The 18,860-nt window shown below is 41.3% G+C and carries 19 protein-coding genes and 1 tRNA gene; 7 read left to right on the top strand and 13 right to left on the bottom strand.

All coding sequences use genetic code 11. The annotated features are described in order from the left end of the window. Positions 1-11: 11 nt before the first annotated feature. Positions 12-1,922 (bottom strand): molecular chaperone DnaK, encoded by a 1,911-nt coding sequence (gene dnaK / locus F9K33_01180; GenBank protein KAB2881383.1) that lies wholly within the window; start codon positions 1,920-1,922, stop codon positions 12-14. A 458-nt stretch (positions 1,923-2,380) separates the two neighbouring features. Here dnaK and F9K33_01175 point away from each other — a divergent pair, with 458 nt between their 5' ends. Next, on the top strand, positions 2,381-3,700 hold the full coding sequence (locus F9K33_01175) for a hypothetical protein (GenBank protein KAB2881382.1): 1,320 nt from the start codon (positions 2,381-2,383) through the stop codon (positions 3,698-3,700). On the opposite strand, the gene F9K33_01170 is transcribed toward F9K33_01175, so the two are convergent. The 3 genes from F9K33_01170 to F9K33_01160 are packed head-to-tail and all read right to left on the bottom strand — an operon-like array spanning position 3,697 to position 7,008. Next, a complete protein-coding gene (locus F9K33_01170) occupies positions 3,697-5,259 on the bottom strand; it encodes a Ppx/GppA family phosphatase (protein ID KAB2881381.1) in 1,563 nt (520 codons plus the stop codon). The two genes, F9K33_01175 and F9K33_01170, sit on opposite strands and share 4 nt — an antisense overlap. Positions 5,260-5,283: 24 nt before the next feature. Further along, on the bottom strand, positions 5,284-5,784 hold the full coding sequence (gene sixA / locus F9K33_01165; protein ID KAB2881380.1) for a phosphohistidine phosphatase SixA: 501 nt from the start codon (positions 5,782-5,784) through the stop codon (positions 5,284-5,286). Positions 5,785-5,790: 6 nt separating this feature from the next. Beyond that, positions 5,791-7,008, bottom strand: coding sequence for a 2,3-bisphosphoglycerate-independent phosphoglycerate mutase (locus F9K33_01160; GenBank protein KAB2881379.1), 1,218 nt, complete (start codon positions 7,006-7,008; stop codon positions 5,791-5,793). 258 nt (positions 7,009-7,266) lie between these two features. On the opposite strand from F9K33_01160, the gene F9K33_01155 reads away from it, so the two are divergent. The 6 genes from F9K33_01155 (at position 7,267) to F9K33_01130 (ending at position 12,911) form a co-directional block, all read left to right on the top strand. Next, a tRNA-Gln gene (locus F9K33_01155) sits at positions 7,267-7,337 on the top strand. Positions 7,338-7,436: 99 nt separating this feature from the next. Beyond that, positions 7,437-7,634, top strand: coding sequence for a twin-arginine translocase TatA/TatE family subunit (gene tatA / locus F9K33_01150; GenBank protein ID KAB2881378.1), 198 nt, complete (start codon positions 7,437-7,439; stop codon positions 7,632-7,634). 136 nt (positions 7,635-7,770) lie between these two features. Then, positions 7,771-8,478 carry an HAD family hydrolase gene (locus F9K33_01145; GenBank protein ID KAB2881377.1) on the top strand — a complete coding sequence of 236 codons (708 nt, stop codon included), beginning with the start codon at positions 7,771-7,773 and terminating at the stop codon, positions 8,476-8,478. Between the two features lie 83 nt (positions 8,479-8,561). Next, positions 8,562-9,959 carry an Asp-tRNA(Asn)/Glu-tRNA(Gln) amidotransferase subunit GatA gene (gatA, locus tag F9K33_01140; GenBank protein ID KAB2881445.1) on the top strand — a complete coding sequence of 466 codons (1,398 nt, stop codon included), beginning with the start codon at positions 8,562-8,564 and terminating at the stop codon, positions 9,957-9,959. A 22-nt stretch (positions 9,960-9,981) separates the two neighbouring features. Further along, on the top strand, positions 9,982-11,202 hold the full coding sequence (locus F9K33_01135) for an extracellular solute-binding protein (GenBank protein KAB2881376.1): 1,221 nt from the start codon (positions 9,982-9,984) through the stop codon (positions 11,200-11,202). A 5-nt stretch (positions 11,203-11,207) separates the two neighbouring features. Further along, a complete protein-coding gene (locus tag F9K33_01130; protein KAB2881375.1) occupies positions 11,208-12,911 on the top strand; it encodes a hypothetical protein in 1,704 nt (567 codons plus the stop codon). Between the two features lie 20 nt (positions 12,912-12,931). Here the strand turns inward: F9K33_01130 and F9K33_01125 are convergent, their stop codons facing one another. From F9K33_01125 to F9K33_01085, 9 genes are all read right to left on the bottom strand, one after another. Then, positions 12,932-13,636 (bottom strand): decarboxylase, encoded by a 705-nt coding sequence (locus F9K33_01125; GenBank protein KAB2881374.1) that lies wholly within the window; start codon positions 13,634-13,636, stop codon positions 12,932-12,934. A 23-nt stretch (positions 13,637-13,659) separates the two neighbouring features. After that, complete coding sequence (locus F9K33_01120) at positions 13,660-14,232, bottom strand: class I SAM-dependent methyltransferase (protein KAB2881373.1); 573 nt, start codon at positions 14,230-14,232, stop codon at positions 13,660-13,662. 117 nt (positions 14,233-14,349) lie between these two features. After that, positions 14,350-14,703, bottom strand: coding sequence for a heavy-metal-associated domain-containing protein (locus F9K33_01115; GenBank protein ID KAB2881372.1), 354 nt, complete (start codon positions 14,701-14,703; stop codon positions 14,350-14,352). A 107-nt stretch (positions 14,704-14,810) separates the two neighbouring features. Beyond that, complete coding sequence (locus F9K33_01110) at positions 14,811-15,173, bottom strand: hypothetical protein (GenBank protein KAB2881371.1); 363 nt, start codon at positions 15,171-15,173, stop codon at positions 14,811-14,813. A 10-nt stretch (positions 15,174-15,183) separates the two neighbouring features. After that, entirely contained in the window at positions 15,184-15,771 is a 588-nt protein-coding gene (locus tag F9K33_01105) for a hypothetical protein (GenBank protein KAB2881370.1), read from the bottom strand. A 33-nt stretch (positions 15,772-15,804) separates the two neighbouring features. Then, positions 15,805-16,389: a hypothetical protein gene (locus F9K33_01100; GenBank protein ID KAB2881369.1), complete on the bottom strand. Its 585-nt coding sequence runs from the start codon at positions 16,387-16,389 to the stop codon at positions 15,805-15,807. 27 nt (positions 16,390-16,416) lie between these two features. Next, positions 16,417-16,935, bottom strand: coding sequence for a DUF2231 domain-containing protein (locus tag F9K33_01095; protein ID KAB2881368.1), 519 nt, complete (start codon positions 16,933-16,935; stop codon positions 16,417-16,419). 59 nt (positions 16,936-16,994) lie between these two features. Then, positions 16,995-17,366 carry a hypothetical protein gene (locus tag F9K33_01090; GenBank protein KAB2881367.1) on the bottom strand — a complete coding sequence of 124 codons (372 nt, stop codon included), beginning with the start codon at positions 17,364-17,366 and terminating at the stop codon, positions 16,995-16,997. 18 nt (positions 17,367-17,384) lie between these two features. Further along, complete coding sequence (locus tag F9K33_01085) at positions 17,385-18,680, bottom strand: efflux RND transporter periplasmic adaptor subunit (GenBank protein ID KAB2881366.1); 1,296 nt, start codon at positions 18,678-18,680, stop codon at positions 17,385-17,387. Positions 18,681-18,860: the final 180 nt, after the last annotated feature.

Raw genomic sequence — 18,860 nt, 5'->3', positions numbered from 1 at the left:
TTCTTTCGTATTTACTTCTTTTCTTTATCGTCAACTACTTCATAATCGGCTTCTTCCACTTTCTTGCCTTGATCGCTGCCCGCGGCCTCTTGCCCCGGTTGTGCCGTTTGAGCGCCTGCTCCCGCCTGATACATTTTTGTAGAAATTTCATTCCATACGCTTTCCAATGATCCGGATGCAGATTTGATGTCATCTACGTTATTGGAAGCGATCGCGTCACGCAATTTCTGCAATTCGTTTTCAAGCCTGGTTTTAGAATCGGCATCGATCTTATCGCCAAATTCTTTTATGTTTTTTTCCGTTTGATATGCAAGGCTTTCACCATGATTTTTTGCATCGATTCGATCCCGGCTCCGCTTATCTTCGTCGGCGTGTTCTTTTGCCTGGTTCACCATTCGCTCGATTTCTTCAGAATTCAATCCCGACGAAGATTCTATTCGAATACTCTGTTCTTTGTTGGTCGCTTTGTCTTTCGCGAGAACATGGAGAATACCGTTCGCGTCAATATCAAACGTCACTTCGATCTGAGGCACTCCGCGCGGCGCAGGGGGGATTCCTACTAATTCGAAACGACCAATCTCTCTGTTATCCGTAAATAGCTGACGTTCACCCTGTCCTACGCGAATAGTCACTGCAGTTTGGCTGTCAGCCGCAGTGGAAAATATCTCGCTTTTCTTCGTTGGAATCGTGGTATTGCGCGGAATCATCGTTGTGAATACTCCGCCGAGCGTTTCGATTCCGAGCGACAACGGCGTCACATCGAGTAACAATACGTCCTTAACTTCGCCGGCTAAAACTGCGCCTTGAATAGCTGCTCCGACCGCGACAACCTCGTCCGGGTTAACACCTTTATGCGGTTCCTTTTTGAAGAGATCCTGAACAAGCTGTTGAATCTTGGGAATACGCGTCGAACCGCCCACGAGAATTACTTCATCAATTTGCGAATACTGCAATCCCGCGTCTTTCATGGCCTGCTCGACAGGACGAACCGTACGCTGTATCAGATCTTCGCAGATTTGCTCAAATTTTGCGCGCGTTAAGACAATGTCCAAGTGTTTAGGCACTGAATCCACTGCGGTAACATACGGCAAATTGATCTGTGTCTGCATAGAGCTGGAGATTTCAATCTTCGCTTTTTCAGCTGCATCTTTTAACCGTTGCAGCGCCATGGGGTCTTTTCTTAGATCAATCCCTTCATTCTTTTTGAATTCATCAGCGAGCCAGTTCACTACGCGTTCGTCAAAATCGTCGCCGCCCAAATGCGTATCGCCGTTCGTCGACAGCACTTCAAACACGCCGTCACCGATTTCCAAAATTGAAATATCAAATGTACCGCCTCCTAAATCGTATACGGCTATCTTTTCATTTGATTTCTTGTCAAGGCCATATGCCAATGCGGCGGCCGTCGGTTCGTTTAAAATCCGCAGCACATTGAGGCCCGCTATTTTACCTGCGTCCTTTGTTGCCTGCCGCTGCGCATCGTTGAAATAGGCAGGAACCGTAACAACGGCATCCGTCACGGCTTGTCCTAAATAATCCTCAGCCGTTTGTTTCATTTTCTGCAATACCATTGCGGAAATTTCAGGAGGCGAAAAAACCTGATCGTTAATCTTGACGCGCGCCGAATTCCCGTCGCCGCTGATAACCTCGTAGGGCACTTTTTGACGCTCTTCGACTACTTCATCATGGCGCCGGCCCATAAATCGCTTGATTGAAAAAATTGTATTTTTCGGATTTGTAATGGCCTGCCGTTTAGCCGGGCCGCCAATAATTCTTTCGCCAACTTTAGTGAATGCGACAACCGACGGCGTGGTTCGTCCGCCCTCAGCATTTGCAATGACGACAGGCTGCCCGCCTTCCATTATTGCAACGCATGAGTTTGTTGTTCCAAGATCGATTCCTATGACTTTTCCTTTGGTCATGATTCTGTCTCCTTGTTATGGATTTTATTTAATTTATTTCTAACTTTATGTAAAATTAACTCAATAGCTCAAACAATGACATTTCCTTATCATTGCAAACCTTATACCATGTAAATTCATGTATTTTTAAGCATTTATGGCGGATTGCTTTGGCTTTTTGTCACTAAATCATGAATTTGTGGCAGTTAATTATTTTTTATGTCAAATTGGCGTAAGTTGTTCAAGACATCATTTGAAAAATTACTTTGAAAACGATTGAAACTATGTTAAATTTACCTGCTCATCGGGTCGGCTCACAAAGTCAGCTGAGCCCTTCGGCAGGGCTCGGGACAAGCCTGTTGATCAATAAAATCAACCTTCGACATGCTAGGCTGACAAGTAATTCGCTAAGTGGGTGAGAATCCGATAAGCACATAAATTTGTTTATAATATAATTATTGACTCACCAGAAACCTATTTTGCACTTCACGATTTCAAACGCTCTCATTGTGTTGCATGTGCTTGGAATTCTTGCCTATGCAAATCTCGCCGCCCAAGTGCGATATAATCTAAGCCCAACCCCGGTCTTTGGTGGAAAAGGATATATTTATTTTAACGGAACAATCGACAGCATTTACGCAAGTTCCGGAAATATTGCAAATGGTAATGAAAACCTTGAGCAACGCGTTATGGACGCAGTTAATAACGCAAAAAAAAGTATTGATCTAGCCGCTTTTGAATTAAACAGTTTAAATATTGTAGTGGCTCTCTGTAAGGCGAAAGTCAGAGGAGTGAGAGTTCGCATAATATTTGATGATGAAAGCGCACCGAATAATAACAAAGATCTTTGGAAAGTTGCCCGCAGTCTTCTTCAGAATAAATATAAAATCCCAATGCTGAGCGATGCCGGCTGGCCGGCTATAAAGTCCAAAAAGAATTTTTTCAAAGGACGAAGCGCCTTTATGCATAACAAATTTTTGGTAGCAGATTATCTTTCAGCGGATTCAACGGATGATATAGTTATCACCGGATCCTATAATTTTACAATCACGGGCATGGTCAGCATGCAGAACGTGATAGAAGTTCAAAGTCGAACTCTGGCACGTTCGTTTACAGAAGAATTTGAAACCATGTGGGGCTGTTCTGATGAAAACCCGGATACTTTAAAAGCTGCGTTTCACCAATACAAAAAAAAATCGTCGAATGCAAAAACCTTGGTTGGTAACAATAGCAGAGTCGAAGCTTATTTTGCTCCGATGAGCAAAGATAAGATTAGGCCTAATTTGCTGGAAATAGTGGCAGACCTAATTTCCAAAGAGGCAGACCATGACATAAAGATATGCGCATTCTCTTTCAGTACCGGCGTAGAGATTGATGAGGCGATCCGTGAAAAATTTGAATTAAAAAACCTGGACCTGAAAGCGGTATTTGACAAAACCGGCAGAAGTTCGTATGGCCTCTATAGCGCAATGACCTTAGATTCGATTTCACGTCAACCTTGGGCTAAAAAAGCCGATGCTTATCTTGCCCATGAAGATCGACAGCTTCATCATAAGTACATTCTCATTGACGCTGAAAATCCGGATACGGAAGATATCCCTATCGTCATTACAGGCTCATTTAATTTCAGTAAAAATGCCAATGAAGCTAATGACGATAATTTTCTCGTCATTTATGACAGACAGGTTGGTAATCAATTCTTGCAGGAGTTTTACGCACGTTTCACTGCAGCAAAAAAGCATGCGCAGGATAAAAGGAGAGCATTTGAAATCGAATCGGATATAGAAGATGCGGATTAAGCGCGCTTTAACACGACCGGTTTATGAAACACTTCTTCGAATAGACCTTTTTTCATATTCACAGCCCATTCTTCGAGATCAATTTTCGACGAGGACTTTATCTTTAATATAAAACTCCGCGGTTGCACCCTGCACTTAACAGACGAAACTTTGCTAATATGGCTTCGATCAAGGCCGTCAGCCAAACGTAATATCCCCGCCAATTTCTTAACAATCACTCTTTCATTTTCCGTTAAATAATTGTACCCGTCGTGTTTGGGCTTCGGGTGGCTCTTTCGGTGGTAACGCGCGATGTTGGCAATGATTTCTTTTTCAGTGTCCGTAAAACCGGCTAATTCCGAATTACGTATCAAATAATACGTGTGGCGGTGATGCTGCGCATGGGAAATAAAAAACCCAATCTCATGGAGTAAAGCCGCATATTCTAGAAACTCTCTTTCCCTCTCGCCCAGCTTGTGCAAATTCTTGGTTTGGTCAAAAATACTCAACGATAATTTTACGGCTTGATTTGCATGATGCGTATCGTAATTAAACGTTTTTGCCAATTGCATCACGCTTTTGTAACGAATATTTGAAAGGTGGTGGTGGTGATCGAGTTCATACAAACGGTTTTTCAAATAATCATAGATTATCCCTTCGCGAAGTGCAAATTCAGAAACCGTGAGACGTTTAATTTTTAGCAGATTGAATGATTCTTGTAATACAAGCGCGCCTGCAACAATAATATCCACACGTTTAGGATCCAGCCCGGGAATTTGTGCGCGCTGACCATCCGTTCTTGCCCGCAAAAGAGTCTTAACGATCTTATTAAGTTCGTCTTTTGTGAAAGAAAAATTATTAACCTGCATGCTGATGATTTCGCCACGCATAGCCCGGATCATATTTGCGATATTTTGTATCGTCCCAGAACTTCCTATGGCAAATTCATAGCGGTACTTTTTAATTTCTCTTGCAACAGGCGAAATGAAACCGACTATGTGTTCACGACACGCCTTGATATCCTTATCTTTGAGGATGGACCTAGAAAAGAACCTTTCCGTTAAGCGGATACACCCGATTTTAAGGCTGTTGGCATACAGCGCTTCGCCCTTAGTACCGATCAGATATTCTACACTCCCACCCCCGATGTCAATGCATAACACTCTCTTCTCAAAAACCGGCAAAGCCTGTAGCACACCCAAATAAATGAGGCGCGCTTCTTCAAATCCAGAGACCACTTCTACGGTAATACCGGTTCTGGCATGAACTTTCTTGAGAAAATTATTTTGATTCAGCGCTTCGCGCACGGCGCTAGTTGCCACAGCACGAATCGGAGCTTGGTACGTGTGAGCGATTTCAGCAAAATGTTTTAAAGCGGTTATACCGCGTTCCATTGCCTCAGGTGTGATCGTTTTCATATCTTTACCGCCGCTGCCCAGACGTGCGTTTTCTTTAGCGCGATCCAGAATTTTGACATTTCCGTCCGCCAGGATTTCTACGATGACAAGATGAAACGAATTTGTACCAATATCTATTGCGGCAAGATAATTCTTATTCTTTTCAGTTTGTTTTTTTCTCATATCGCCATACTTTGTATTAAACCGCTAAGCCTGACTCATAATTTTCAATTGACGTGGCGTGAGGTACCATTTTAAATTACCGCGCGGTGTCGGGCTGAGGCGTTCCACTTCGATCTTACAAAGGCTTCCCTTCTTTAGGGAAAGCGACAGCTTACTGTTTCCGATAAAATAACCGGCTAATTTTCCAAGGTCCGGTTGATGTCCGACTAAAAGAACCTTGTAGTCATTCTGGAATGACTTGAACGACTGCATCAGATCAGCTACGGACATTGGAATTGCCAAAGCTGCGCAATTGTGGATTTTGTTGGAACAATCCAGCACATCACCCACAATCTCCGCAGTTTGTTTTGAACGCACCAGCGGACTTGTCAAGACCACGTTGAAATGCAGCCCGAGACGTTTCATACCCTTAGCCTCATCACGCATGAGATCAATACCTTCTTCGGTCAATGGACGTACTCCGTCCGATCGAATTTTACCGCCGATATTTTCGGCGATGCCATGACGTAATAAATAAATTTCCATTTTTTTCTAGGCTCCGAATTTTTTTAGTTTGCCGGCATTTGCCAGCGCCAGTTCCATTATATAATACGATGGGAAATTGCCCAGCTGTCCTTTTGAACACTCTACTTCATTAAAGGCCTGTGTATCATCGAAACTGCAAACGGCTGAATAGATCATAAATGGGACCGGATGCCAACTGTGGCTTTTCATCGGCGGCGGAGTTGAATGATCGCCCGTTACCATAATAACGTCCGGATGTAATTCTCTCAACATCGGAATATGTTTATCTACTTCCTCAAGTATCTTCATTTTGCCTTCGGGATTCCCGTCTTCACCATATGAATCGGTTTTTTTGATGTGCATAAAGAAGAAGTCGTATTTGCTCCAATTTTCTTTCAGCGTCTGAAATTCATCTGAAATCTCCATTCCCGTGTGAAAAACATCCATACCCACGACGCTGGCAACACCGCGGTAGAGGGGATAACTGGCTATACAAACCGGCGTGATATTAAATCGTTCTGTCATCGAAGGAACGTGCGGCAATACTGAAAACCCGCGCATGAGGATGCTGTTGGCCTTAAGCTCGCTTTTCAATACCTGATTCGCTTTAACTATAAATTTATTGGCAATAAGCGCCATACGCTTTGACGCTGTATTTGCAGCAACCGCCGCTAGCGCTTTTACACCCGTTACTTGCGGATCGGTATCCTTGATGCGTCCGTCCAGTTTTTTTCCACGGAAAACTACGACAAAACGGTATTGTTCACCCGGTTTTATTATCACTTTTACGTCATCTACTTTTTTGATCTTAGCAGACAGTAAGTCGCATAGACGTACGCATTCTTCTGTAGGAATACGTCCGGCGCGCCGGTCTGTTAGTAACCCTTTTTCATCGATCGTTGCAAAATTACATCGCGTGGCAACATCGCCGGCTTGTAATTTCATATCCAGCCCAAGCGCCTCCAAAACGCCGCGCCCTATCTGAATCTGGTCATCCGTCGGATCATAGCCGAACAAAGAGAAATGCGCCGGTCCGCTGCCGGGCGTTATGCCGTATGAAACCGGCATAATTCGCCCGCAAAGAGATTCTTTTGCCAGCGCATTCAGATTAGGTATATTCGCTAATTCTAATTCGGTTTTAGGACGTTCTTTCGTTCGTATACCGCCAAGTCCGTCCAGCACTAAAAGAACGATCTTCGAATCGGTTTTTTGTGAAAGCATTTTGAGCAAGTCACTGTGTTTCATGATGTGCCTCATTGAGTATGGTAAGATATACAAATATACTTTTTTTATTTTTATGATTCAATAGTATGCCACTCTTGGGTTTTTGGATGATTCATTCGGCGGCTAATTATCGAAACATGATATCACACGTTCAATCGCAGATCTGATTATTGCTGCAGGGTAGGCAGATTTAAACTTTTCCGTCCTGATTGAGGATTTGATTTTTCAAAATTTCAATATTGCATTTTCACTATCGGTTGAATATATTGAGCCGTTCTTTGGAATGTCGTCCAATGGTAGGACAATGGACTCTGGATCCATTAATCGGGGTTCGAATCCCTGCATTCCAGCAAAACAAAGAGTAGTTGACGCCTACTCTTTTTTATTTGTTGCATTTAAATTGACAAAACAATACATTCGATTGTGTAAAAAATGCTTATTAACTCCCATTGGAGGTGCTTTTCATGAATTTAGGTATGCCTGAAATTATTATCATTTGTATCGCAGTATTAGTTCTTTTCGGTGCCAAAAAAATCCCGGAATTTGCCCAAGGCCTGGGTAAAGGCATCAGAGAATTCAAACGCGCGATGCATTCGACCGAAGAAGAGATCAAAAAAGGAATTACCGAAGATCCGGATAAGAAATAATAATATATTTCGGAATTATATTTTTTAGAAATCCCGATTATCCGACTTGTCGGCGTGTCGGGATTTTTTTTGTATAGTACATTTGTACGGGACAGTCGTTAATCTGAGACTAAGATAAATCAATAACGAGCACTCAATGAAAGTGGATGCAATCATTTGGGACTACGATGGAACCTTGGTAAATTCAGTCCCAAAAAACCTCGACGTTACAAAACAGATTCTGTCGGTTGTAGCCCCTCGCCTGACAGGAGAAAATTTACCTGACTGTCTGAAAAGCGAAATAGTATATAGCACAGCCAATCATCAAGCCAAAAATTGGCAGGATTTGTATATTTCTTATTTTGGAATGACTAAAATTGAAATGCTTGATGCCGGACGATTGTGGACTGAATATCAATTAAAAAACCCAACTCCCGTTAACTTGTTCCCCAAGATTAAAGAAGCCATCGATCAAATTTCTATTCCCCAAGGGATTTGTTCGCAGAATTCTTCTAAAAACATAAATTGCGTGTTGAATGAAAACAATTTATCTCATAAGTTTGGCTCAATAGTTGGCTATGACGATATTCCTCCTGATGAACAAAAACCATCCGGATATGGCGGAATAAAGTGTCTGAAGCAGTTATTTGACACCATAGCGGAGAAAATCATACTCTATATTGGCGACCATCAGATGGATGTTGAATTTGCAAGAAACCTTAAAGATAGATTGTGCGAAAAAAGCAAAGTTATTTCGGTCGTTGTAAAATATAGCGGGGCTGATACAAAATTTTGGAAGCACAAACCGGATTTTGAAATCAGCACGCCGACGGATTTATTTAAAATAATAACAAACTTCCCCTGATCGTCGCGGCCGATTTTGTTTTAACCAGACATAATGATTAATTGGAGAAAGATCCAGTGAACAAAACCTTTTCTGAAATATCAATGGAATTGAAAAGCGGGCAGACTTCGTGCAAAACATTGGTTAACGGCTATTTACAAAATATTGAAAAGAAAAAAAACTTAAACGCTTTTATCACGGTGTTTGATAAAGAAAAGTTGGCAAAACAAGCTGAAATTGTAGATTCTAAAATAAATTCCAAATCCGCCGGTAAATTAGCAGGACTTGTTGTTGCTGTAAAGGATGCTATTGTTGTTAAAGATGAGCGCAACACATCCGGTTCAAAAATTCTAGAAAATTATATTTCACCTTATGACGCAACAGTAATTGAACGATTGGAAAAGGAAGACGCCATCATCATTGGCAAAGCGAACATGGATGAATTTGCCATGGGTTCGTCCAACGAAAATTCCGCTTATGGGAATGTCCTGAATCCATTGGACACGTCGCGAGTTCCAGGCGGCTCCAGCGGCGGAAGCGTAGTGGCCGTTACTGCAGGGATGAGCACCGTTGCATTAGGTTCAGAAACAGGCGGTTCAGTGCGCTTACCGGCAAGTTTTTGCGGAGTCGTAGGACTAAAACCCACGTATGGACGGATATCACGATACGGGTTATCCGCGTTTGCATCTTCATTTGACCAGATCGGGCCGATCGGCAATAATGTGGAAGACACGTCCCTATTAACCGAAATTATTGCCGGCCTGGATGCATCGGATTCAACCAGCGCGAATGTTCCCGTCCCCCATTATGCAGATCATATTTCCATGGGTGTTAAAGGATTACGAATCGGAATTCCGAAGGAATATTTTGGAAAAGGTCTTGATGCTGCGATCGAAAAAAGCATACGCTCAATGATGGATAAGTTATCAAAAGAAGGAGCGGAAATTGTCGACGTGTCGCTTCCGAATACCGAGTATGGAATTGCAACGTATTATATACTTGTAACTGCTGAAGCGTCGTCCAATCTTGCGCGTTATGATGGAATCCGTTATACCCATCGCAGCCAGGAGGCAAAGACCATTGCTGAAACCTATGTCAAAAGCAGAAGCGAGGCGTTTGGTGAGGAAGTTAAACGGCGCATCATGCTGGGTACTTATGTCTTAAGCGCAGGATATTACGAAGCCTATTACAAAAAGGCTCAGAAAGTTCGAACGCTGATAAAGAATGACTTCGTAAACGTTTTTTCAAAGAACATTGACTGTTTACTTGCGCCAACTTCACCAACGGTGGCCTTTAAATTCGGCGAAAAAACTAAAGACCCGCTCGCCATGTATTTGTCAGATGTTTATACAGTAAATATTAATATCGCCGGGAATCCCGCCCTCAGCGTGCCGTGCGGAACAAACTCCGAAAATATGCCGATTGGTATTCAGGTCATCTCAAAGGCTTTTGATGAAACCATGTGTTTCCGTGTCGGTCATACAATTGAAAAACTAGTGTGACAAAATAGTGAAATCGCTTCAAATGTCCGTGAAATCAATCTTATGCATAGCAACTTTATGTATCATTTCAATTTCGTGTTCCGCTAAACTCCCTACCGAAGATAGAACAGTCATAACCTGGTGGCAATTTTGGGCAGAGCCCTATCAAAAGCCGATTGTGAGAGAATTAATTAACGAATTCGAAGAACTTCACCCACGAATCAAAATCGAAATGACCGAACTAACATGGTCCGGCGGTCATGACAAAATCGTTGCTTCATTTGCCTCGGGACGCGCTCCGGATATGCTTGAACTGGGTTCCGACTGGATTTACGAATTTGCTTCACGTGATGTTTTGGCGGATGTAAGTTCAGAAGCTACAAAAATCAAAGATGGTTTTTTAGGATGGGAATCCTGCCAGGATGATTCACAGACCTTTGGTTTTCCGTGGATGCTGGGCTCGCGCGTCATTTTCTACAACAAACAGCTGGTTGCGAACGATTCTATTCATACATGGGATGAACTTCTTGCGGCAGTAAAGAAAGCACATAATCCCGACCATGATATTTACGGTTTCGGTAATACGAAGAAAGAACCTCATCAATTATATAAAAAAATATTGCCTTTTTTTTGGAGCAATGGAGGCGATGTGTTGTCTCCGGATAAAAAGACTTCCGTTATTAATTCAAAAGAAAATATTGAAGCGCTCGAATATTATTTAAAATTATGTGAATATGGATTGTTGGAAAGCCAAAAAAACCTGGATGATAAGTTTGCCCAAGGACACATTGGATTTGTATTTTCAGGAGGATGGCTTATTAAAAAAATCGCTGATCAGAATCCGGGGCTGAATTACGGCGCGATAATGTTTCCACAAAGTAAGAAAGATCAACGCTCGTTCTCGTTTTTTGGCGGTGAATATCTCGTAATAAATAAACAATCTACAAAAAAAGACAGCGCCGTCGAATTCATACGTTTCCTGATGAAAAAGGAGAACGCTCTAAAGCTTTGCGATGTTTCAAAAGTCACGCTTCCGGCATCAAAAGTTTTAGACAATGATTCCTATTACGAGGGAAAACCTATAGAAAAAATTCTATTTGAACAGTTACAGACGTCCCGTCCATCCCCTATTCATTCGCATTGGATAAAAATCGAAACCGTGATTGAGGATGAAATAGAGTATGCTATATACAAAAAGAAAACGGCTAAACAAGCCTTAGATGATGCACACAAACGTTTACAATTGATATTGTCAACACCATGAAAACTATGCTTAAGTATTGTGTCGTTTTTGGGCTCCTAGTTGCCAATTCTACGGCCTTTCTTTATTCCCAAACCAAAAAAGATGTAGAAAAAATATACTATCAACTCAACTACAGGCCGGGCGACTGGATTACTTTTTCTGCGACCCGTTACAGCACTTCAATTGCAGTCAGTTATAAAATTGCGTATGTCGGAACCTTAGGCGGCGTCTTACGCTATGATTTTACAAAAAAACAGTTCAATTATCCATTGACCACGAGCAACGGCTTATTGGATAATTACATCAAAGTTGTCGCCGTTGAAAAGCAAAACGACTTTCTTTGGGTTGCGTCAAGAGAGGGTCTGCAAATCTACAACCCCGTGTCTCAACAATTCACAACTGCAACATATTTTCAAATCGGCATTCTTTTGGATGAAGAAATTCACTCCATCGGCTTTGAAGGCAGCAAAGTTTGGCTTCAAACTAATAAAGGCTATTTATCTTCCAGTAATTCACTATTTGGGTTTGCGCGAGAATCGTTACTCGAAACAACCGTAGTTGCCTGGTACGGTTTGCGAGCGGTGCCGCAAGGAAAATTGCCTCATATTTTTACGAACACCGAAACCGGTTTTCAATTTGACGATTACGAACAGGTTTTTACGGATAATGAATTTCGTAAATTTCCTGTCACTTCTTCTGTATACGATCATCTTGGTAATTTATGGCTCACGACTTATGGCGCCGGCGTCTGGAAGGCAAACAGCGTTTCCTATTTAGCGGAACCCTTAAACTACGGGCTTGCAATGGAGGACGTGTCCGCTATGTGCTTTGACGACATTACTATGTGGACCGGCGGGAATATTCGTTCATCAAATGGACGAACCTATTCCTCCTTTGTTTCCGGAGTCACAGAATGGAATCAGGAAAAGGATGATTTTAAATATTACGATTCCGGGTTCAGGTCAGGCTTGCGACTGCAAAATGTGAACTGCATGATAAGCGATAAGAACAATATTTGGATAGGAACGGATGAAGGTTTGGTTCAACGGATCAACAAAATGGACTATTGGACAACGTATGGCACGTATAGCGGTTTGTATCATCCATCGGTATATTCCATAGCAACGGAAGGCAACAACTTGTATGTAGGAACACAGCAGGGGCTAAACATAGTTAGGCCCAAGCAGAAAGAATATGTAATCTCTAAAATTGAAATTCCTGCATTATTTAACGTCTCTATCTTTAAAATATTAATCTTCAATAAGACGATCTGGCTTGGCACAAGCAACGGCATCTATGCGGTATCGTTGTCCGACTATACATTTTCTCATTTTAATGCGGTGGGATTTACTGTCAGTCCTTCGCAATTTCTTGATCAACAGATCAGGGGTTTAACGGAGGATTCAACATACATCTATTTTGCATCCGACTTAAGCGTTATCAGATACAATAAGGTAAGGATGTTTTGGGAGTCTATTCCAGTCAATACCCAGTATTTATTGCCCGGCGTCAATGACGCGGCATCCGATGAAAATAATTTATGGATCGGGACAAACAACGGCGTCCTACGATACATCAAACGTAAGCAAAAGTGGATCTATTACGGAATCCAGGACGGATTGGCCGGGGCGCGCGTAAAAAAAATATTGATTGACGGCGATTATGTATGGTTTGGCACAAACAAAGGCCTAACCCAGTTTTTCTGGAATGCCCCGCATCTGCTTGAATGAAAATTTAATCTTCAACTTATCTATATACCTGGTAACAATAAGTTCACCTCACCTTTAAGAATAATATTGTCTACATGTCCAGCCAGCTTATCATCCGGTGTCTTAAAATGCATATGCGTAAATGCATCGTGGTGGGTAATGATACCCTGATGTTCGGTGGAAAAAAATCCTAATACATAAACATCGTTTTCATTTTTTAATACCCCCTTAAAGCCGGTATTCTTATGCCCGTCGTGTTCATTTTGTATTTTTCTATTTTTGGGTCGTATCACATGCCATTCAAGTGATTCAAAGTTCCCACGCAATATAAATGGCACAGGCTGTGTTAAACGCCTTGTTTCAATCATGGATGCAATTAAAGATTCTAATTCACCCGTATCGCGTAATGGTTGTGTAATTTTGATCGTATCCCAACGGGTAACCTGTACATACACAAGTAATGCCGGTTTTTTATTAAAAGTACGTTCAACGGTTACCGTAGAATCGCTTACAGTAGAGATAAGAGGAATGCTATTTAAGACTAGCATTTCTCCTTTTAAGTTTTCCATGGCACCGAGAGCATAAAGGTTCTTTAGCCCGGCTATTGAATCCATCTCCATTTTCGCTTCCAGGTCTTCACCCATCATGATGGCTCTTAAAGAGCCTCGGTAATAAACTTGGTACGTTTCGTTTTTTTTGCACCCTAGCAATAGAACGGCTAAAAACATTAAAAAATATTTATTCATATAGTCTTCCTGGAATATTTTTATCAACTTTTGCCTCCTCTATATAGCGTTAGCGTTCCAAATATTGTGTTAAAAGATTTGCCCGTTTTTATATCTTTAAATCCTGCTTTGTTTATGTATTCGGGCAGTAATCCGTTAATATTATCTTTTGTTGTTCTAAATCCATCAAATAGCTGTACACCATAAAAAACCAAACGCATAAATCCGTTCGATGCTTTTCCCCAATCCGCTATATGCAATTCTCCTGCTGGTTTAAGTACCCGGTAAATTTCTTTTAGAGAATTAAGTTTTTGTTCTTTATCAAGGTGATGGAACACGAGGCTTGTTATTACCCTGTCAAATGAATTATTCTCATACGGGAGCTTTAATCCGTCATATATATCAACAACAATCACGGCTTTGTTTTCCTCGATTTTCCGTTTTGCAATAGATAATATTTTATCATCAACGTCAACTCCGGTAACAAAGGAATCGGGTACTTCTTTTTTTAGTAAAAGAGATAATGTGGCCGTACCCATACCAAAATCAAGCACGCTATGATTAGCTTTGACACGAGATTGTTCGATCAATGCTTTTTTGAACTTCAATTCGGGCATGGCAAATGCAATCAGCGGGTCATAAACTTTCGTTAACCAACTGAACCGTAGTGCAGGTATATATTTTTTTATATCGCAATTAGTATGAATGAAGCTTGGAGTACATTAATTTCGTTGTTAGCGGCAACATGAGTCCAATTCGTCAAACGCTTTTTTGTCTCTTTTTACCTCGTTGGCGTCATAACCTGATTTTGAAATCGCCGTTTCTAAGTCATTTACTTTTAGTTTTGATGGATCGTATTTTACAACTGCCGTTTTAGATTTTTTATCCACAGTGACTTCTTCCACTCCCTTCAATTGTTTGAGAGCATTCGATACGGTTTTAACGCATGAACCGCATTTAATGGTAGGAACATCAATGGTAACTATTTTCGATATAATTTCGGCTTCTTTTGATTCCTGTGCCCAAGCTTTGACATTCAGACACAAAATTAACATCACTAACACAGAAAAAGACATCCTGGTTTTCATAAATCACTCCTTGGTTTAATTAATGAGAATTGAGTTAGAATCAATTTCAGAAATACTTTAAAGAATATACCTCAAGAGAAATTATTGTGTTGACAGATTTTATCCGACTATTCCTCGGCTATATCTCCATTCTGCACGTCACCACTTACGACTTGAGCAGAGGCGGTTTTAGAATCCAAAATTGTTGTAATAAGTATAAGACCCACCATCTTTCTTGAAAGGGTGGATCCTCCCATATCATGACCACCGTGTCCTGCATGAGCGCCGGATGAAGGCAAGGTGGTATGGATTTCGTTTCGATAGACAATGTAGGTTTTGCCGATGGTCATGTTTTCAGTGTTGCCGGCAATGATTATTACTTCTTTGGACAGAGGATTTTCCTTATATATGGTCAACATGGGGCTGGTACATCCGGTCGCAAAGATCAGACTGAATATAGCCGCTATAAAAATTCTATTATGAACTAACATAGTTCTACTCCTAATTTTTCAGGTTGCCTGATTTCATCATACTGTTGCCGGTAGTAAAATTAATCATCATATCCCCATGCATCATACCGCCGGCATTGCCCATCATTCCATGATTGTCATCCGACATCATACCGTCACCTTGCATCATACCGGTCATCGTCATCATTTCTTGGCCCATGTGCATTCGGTATTGTGTACCGGGCATCATAAGCGAATCAGGATCAAACGTGCACCGGGTCGAATCCGAGTTCCAAACAAAGGTTCCGCGCATCGTATTGTTGTCCATCATTCGCATCATTCCGTCATAAATTGTCGCTGAATCGCCGTGTGTCATCATCCCCATCATTACCATATAAACCATCATGGAATCTGCAATCGTCTGCATTTTTTGTGTTGTCATCATGTGGAAATTTCTTTGAACAACTGAACGCGCCATAGGTGTATCAAAATCCAATTCGATGTTTTTATTCAAGGCAACACCCGTTTCGCCATCTTTTGGGCTAATCCGCAGTGCCTGCATCATATCATCGTTATTGCTGCAACTCATGACCCATAGAAGTCCAAGAAGTACCATTGTTGAGATTTTCATTGTTTTCATAGCAATAATCCTTTTTAAGTTTATAATGATTTGCTAATTGTATCTTCCTATCATAAAAATCATCATCACGGCCATCAGAGCGGCGCCTGCAATAATCATGGGCGTCATGGAGCGGCCGCTGTGATTTTCTTGCATGTGTGACACCCCAGTGGTCATAGCCAGAACAAGCGGCTCTGAATTCTCCTGATAGGAAATCTTCGCCGTAACACGCATGGCACCGTGATGATCAAAGCTATGTTTTAGGCTATACGTGCCCTTTCCCGCCGTCTCTACGGCAGTCCTTTCTTCTCCACCGAAAGAACCGTGATTGTGATCCTTCTTCATCTCATGATCAGCATCAAATTGCATAGTAACTTTAGCGCCGGATACGGCCATTCCATGGCGGTCATATACTTTCATGACAATTTCCGACTCCTTCCCCATAACGAGGGCAGGCACGGTCAAGATAGCTTTTAAATCGCCTTTTTGAATTTCTACAGATTGAGATTGATGTATTCCGCGATCAGAATGCGAGTCATGAGTCATGCCACCCATTGCCATCATCATGCATCCGTTCAGAGTTACCGCGGCGACGCTGATAATCAACACTATATAAGTCTTAATGTCATATGTCTTCATGTTAGTTTCTTTCTTTTTAAAAATTAATTAGTGTTTGTGCTCGTGGGTATCAGAGTGCTCTTCAGTTTCTGTAGAGTCTTTTTTGACTTCTTGTATGGGTTGCTCATTCTGTCTATTGCTATCAGGTTTTATTACTTGCACATTTGTTCCAATTCCAAACCTATAGACAAGTTCGCCACCCAGGTACGAGCCGTACGTCATGAATCCTGCACCGAGAAGAGTTAATACTAATCTTAGCAATTGCATTCTTTTTTTGACAAAAAATATTAGTAAAGCAATAAAAACAGAAATGCCTGTAGCAATCAATTGAAAGAGTTTATGGTCTTCCATAATGTGATGCGCTTCTTCGCTGTGCGACACACTGTTTTCTGCTAAAAGTCCAGTGATAGCGGACGCTATAAATGCAATAGCGCTGAGAATAAATAGTTTAGAAGCCATATTTTCAAAAGATTCATTTCTACGGGCAAAAGAGACGAGGTCAAAGATCATCGCTGTCAGAAATAAAGCGATTGGAAAGTGAATTAACATAGGATGGACATTTTGCATGTATACTCCCTTTAAGTACGTTAATTAATTAGTTAAGTGTTCGGACTTTCAGACACATTTCATTTTATCGTGTTTTTTTCAAATTGAGGTTTCAATCCGCCGTATGATTTGCTGATTAAGGCGACAATCTGATCCTCGCTTTTATTATTTAACAAATACTCTTGGATATATTGTCGCACTTTAACTGCATGCTCACATGAACATAAATCAAGTGGTTCACCGCCACAACTTCCACAACTGCATATAAATTTCGATGCAATTTTGGTTACCCTAACATCGGATGATGTCGCTTTGGACGTTGATATCCCGACGTTCTCTTTTACATCCAACTCAAGGTTTAGCAAAGAAACAATTGCAAAGACAAGAAGTCCAATAGCTGAAATCAATAAAATGCGATTGTTGTAATTTTTATGTTTATGGGTCCTTTTCATAAACTTTATCTCCTTAGCCTAGTGTTTGTGTTCTGGGCTTTCATTTGTTTCCTTTTTTTGATCCTTTGAATCATCGTCCATTTTCATGCCTTCATGTTGATGTCCCGTAGCCTTTCCGCTGCGAAGCTGGCTTTCGGAGTCAATGAGAAATCCGCCGGTTACGGCTACTTCATCGCCTTCTTTTAATCCGGATAACACTTGATATTTCCCGTCATTCTTAATTCCCAAAGTCACTTCCTTGGACTCAAAATGGTCTTCTGCCGTTTTCACCCATACAATTTGACGTTTTCCTGTAAACAGAACCGCATCCTGAGAAATCAGCAGTTGTTTTCCCATGTCTTGTTGAACGACAATCTCCCCATACATCTGCGGCCTGAGTTTGTGATTTACATTAGAAAATTCAGAGCGAACTTTTACCGTGCGTGTTTGCGAGTTGACCACAGGATATATAAAATTTACAGAGCCTTCAAAAGCCTCATCCGGATATGCCGGAAGACGAAGCTTGACCCTGTTGCCAACTTTAATCAAAGACAAATCTTTTTCATAAATTTCCGCAATACCCCATAAGGTGGACATATCGGCGATATCATAAAGAAGCGTGCCTTCATTTACATATGCTCCCTCCTGAATCTTTTTTTCAATAACCGTTCCGCTAATAGGCGAATAATATGTCATAGTGTATTGTAACTCACGACTTGAATCGAGGGTCGCAATTTGTTCATCCGTCAACCCATATAATTCAAGCCGTTTGCGTGAAGATTTGATTAAAGTGTTAGTACTGGCAGCGTCATTAAACGATGTTTTGCGGATCGAGGCTGTATTTTCAAGTGCAATGAGATATTCGTTCTGCGCTTCCAGCAAATCCGGACTATAAATCTCAAATAAAGGCTGTCCTCGGCTTATGTAGTCACCTGTCTTATCGACAAACAGCTTTTCAATCCGTCCGTTAAATCTTGCAGAAATAAGCCTTCTATTTTGCTCTGCAAAATCGAGATAACTATAGGACACAAGTTCCTTTAAAAAATGTTCCTTTTGAATTTTGAGCGTAGAGACATTTGCCAGAACTTGTTTTTGTAAACTCAGATTAATCATTCCTGGCATGTCCTCCATTACCGCCCTTTTCTCATCAACCTTTTTTACCAGATCCATATTGCAAATCGGGCATACCCCGGGCTTTTCTGAAGTAACTTCCGGATGCATCGGACAATAATAGATTTCTTTTGTTTTCTCTTTTTCATCACCACTCGACTCTTTATTTGAACAACCGGCAATCCCCGCCACTATCAGTATTGATAAAACCAAAACATATTTCATACAAACTACCTCCTTAAATTGATCTATTCATCGATCGTAAATTCTTCATCCTTCTCTCATCCAATCCGCCATTTTAGATTTCTCGAGTTTTCCTTTTTTCAGCGCGAGTTCCTTCATAATGACAAACAAAATTGGCGTAACGACCAGCACATGAACCGCCGATGTAAACAACCCGCCGAT

This window comes from bacterium, assembly GCA_008933615.1.
GTDB lineage: Bacteria > CLD3 > CLD3 > SB21 > SB21 > SB21.
The sequence above is the reverse complement of the archived record's forward strand: the minus strand, read 5'-3'. Positions and strand labels throughout refer to the sequence as shown.

What these genes read in the sequence shown, in the direction of transcription:
- dnaK (KAB2881383.1), bottom strand. Translation starts at nt 1,922, where the DNA reads ATGACCAAAGGAAAAGTCATAGGAATCGATCTTGGAACAACAAACTCA.
- F9K33_01170 (KAB2881381.1), bottom strand. Translation starts at nt 5,259, where the DNA reads ATGAGAAAAAAACAAACTGAAAAGAATAAGAATTATCTTGCCGCAATA.
- sixA (KAB2881380.1), bottom strand. Translation starts at nt 5,784, where the DNA reads ATGGAAATTTATTTATTACGTCATGGCATCGCCGAAAATATCGGCGGT.
- F9K33_01160 (KAB2881379.1), bottom strand. Translation starts at nt 7,008, where the DNA reads ATGAAACACAGTGACTTGCTCAAAATGCTTTCACAAAAAACCGATTCG.
- F9K33_01145 (KAB2881377.1), top strand. Translation starts at nt 7,771, where the DNA reads ATGAAAGTGGATGCAATCATTTGGGACTACGATGGAACCTTGGTAAAT.
- gatA (KAB2881445.1), top strand. Translation starts at nt 8,562, where the DNA reads ATGGAATTGAAAAGCGGGCAGACTTCGTGCAAAACATTGGTTAACGGC.
- F9K33_01135 (KAB2881376.1), top strand. Translation starts at nt 9,982, where the DNA reads ATGTCCGTGAAATCAATCTTATGCATAGCAACTTTATGTATCATTTCA.
- F9K33_01130 (KAB2881375.1), top strand. Translation starts at nt 11,208, where the DNA reads ATGCTTAAGTATTGTGTCGTTTTTGGGCTCCTAGTTGCCAATTCTACG.
- F9K33_01125 (KAB2881374.1), bottom strand. Translation starts at nt 13,636, where the DNA reads ATGAATAAATATTTTTTAATGTTTTTAGCCGTTCTATTGCTAGGGTGC.
- F9K33_01120 (KAB2881373.1), bottom strand. Translation starts at nt 14,232, where the DNA reads ATGCCCGAATTGAAGTTCAAAAAAGCATTGATCGAACAATCTCGTGTC.
- F9K33_01115 (KAB2881372.1), bottom strand. Translation starts at nt 14,703, where the DNA reads ATGAAAACCAGGATGTCTTTTTCTGTGTTAGTGATGTTAATTTTGTGT.
- F9K33_01110 (KAB2881371.1), bottom strand. Translation starts at nt 15,173, where the DNA reads ATGTTAGTTCATAATAGAATTTTTATAGCGGCTATATTCAGTCTGATC.
- F9K33_01105 (KAB2881370.1), bottom strand. Translation starts at nt 15,771, where the DNA reads ATGAAAACAATGAAAATCTCAACAATGGTACTTCTTGGACTTCTATGG.
- F9K33_01100 (KAB2881369.1), bottom strand. Translation starts at nt 16,389, where the DNA reads ATGAAGACATATGACATTAAGACTTATATAGTGTTGATTATCAGCGTC.
- F9K33_01095 (KAB2881368.1), bottom strand. Translation starts at nt 16,935, where the DNA reads ATGCAAAATGTCCATCCTATGTTAATTCACTTTCCAATCGCTTTATTT.
- F9K33_01090 (KAB2881367.1), bottom strand. Translation starts at nt 17,366, where the DNA reads ATGAAAAGGACCCATAAACATAAAAATTACAACAATCGCATTTTATTG.
- F9K33_01085 (KAB2881366.1), bottom strand. Translation starts at nt 18,680, where the DNA reads ATGAAATATGTTTTGGTTTTATCAATACTGATAGTGGCGGGGATTGCC.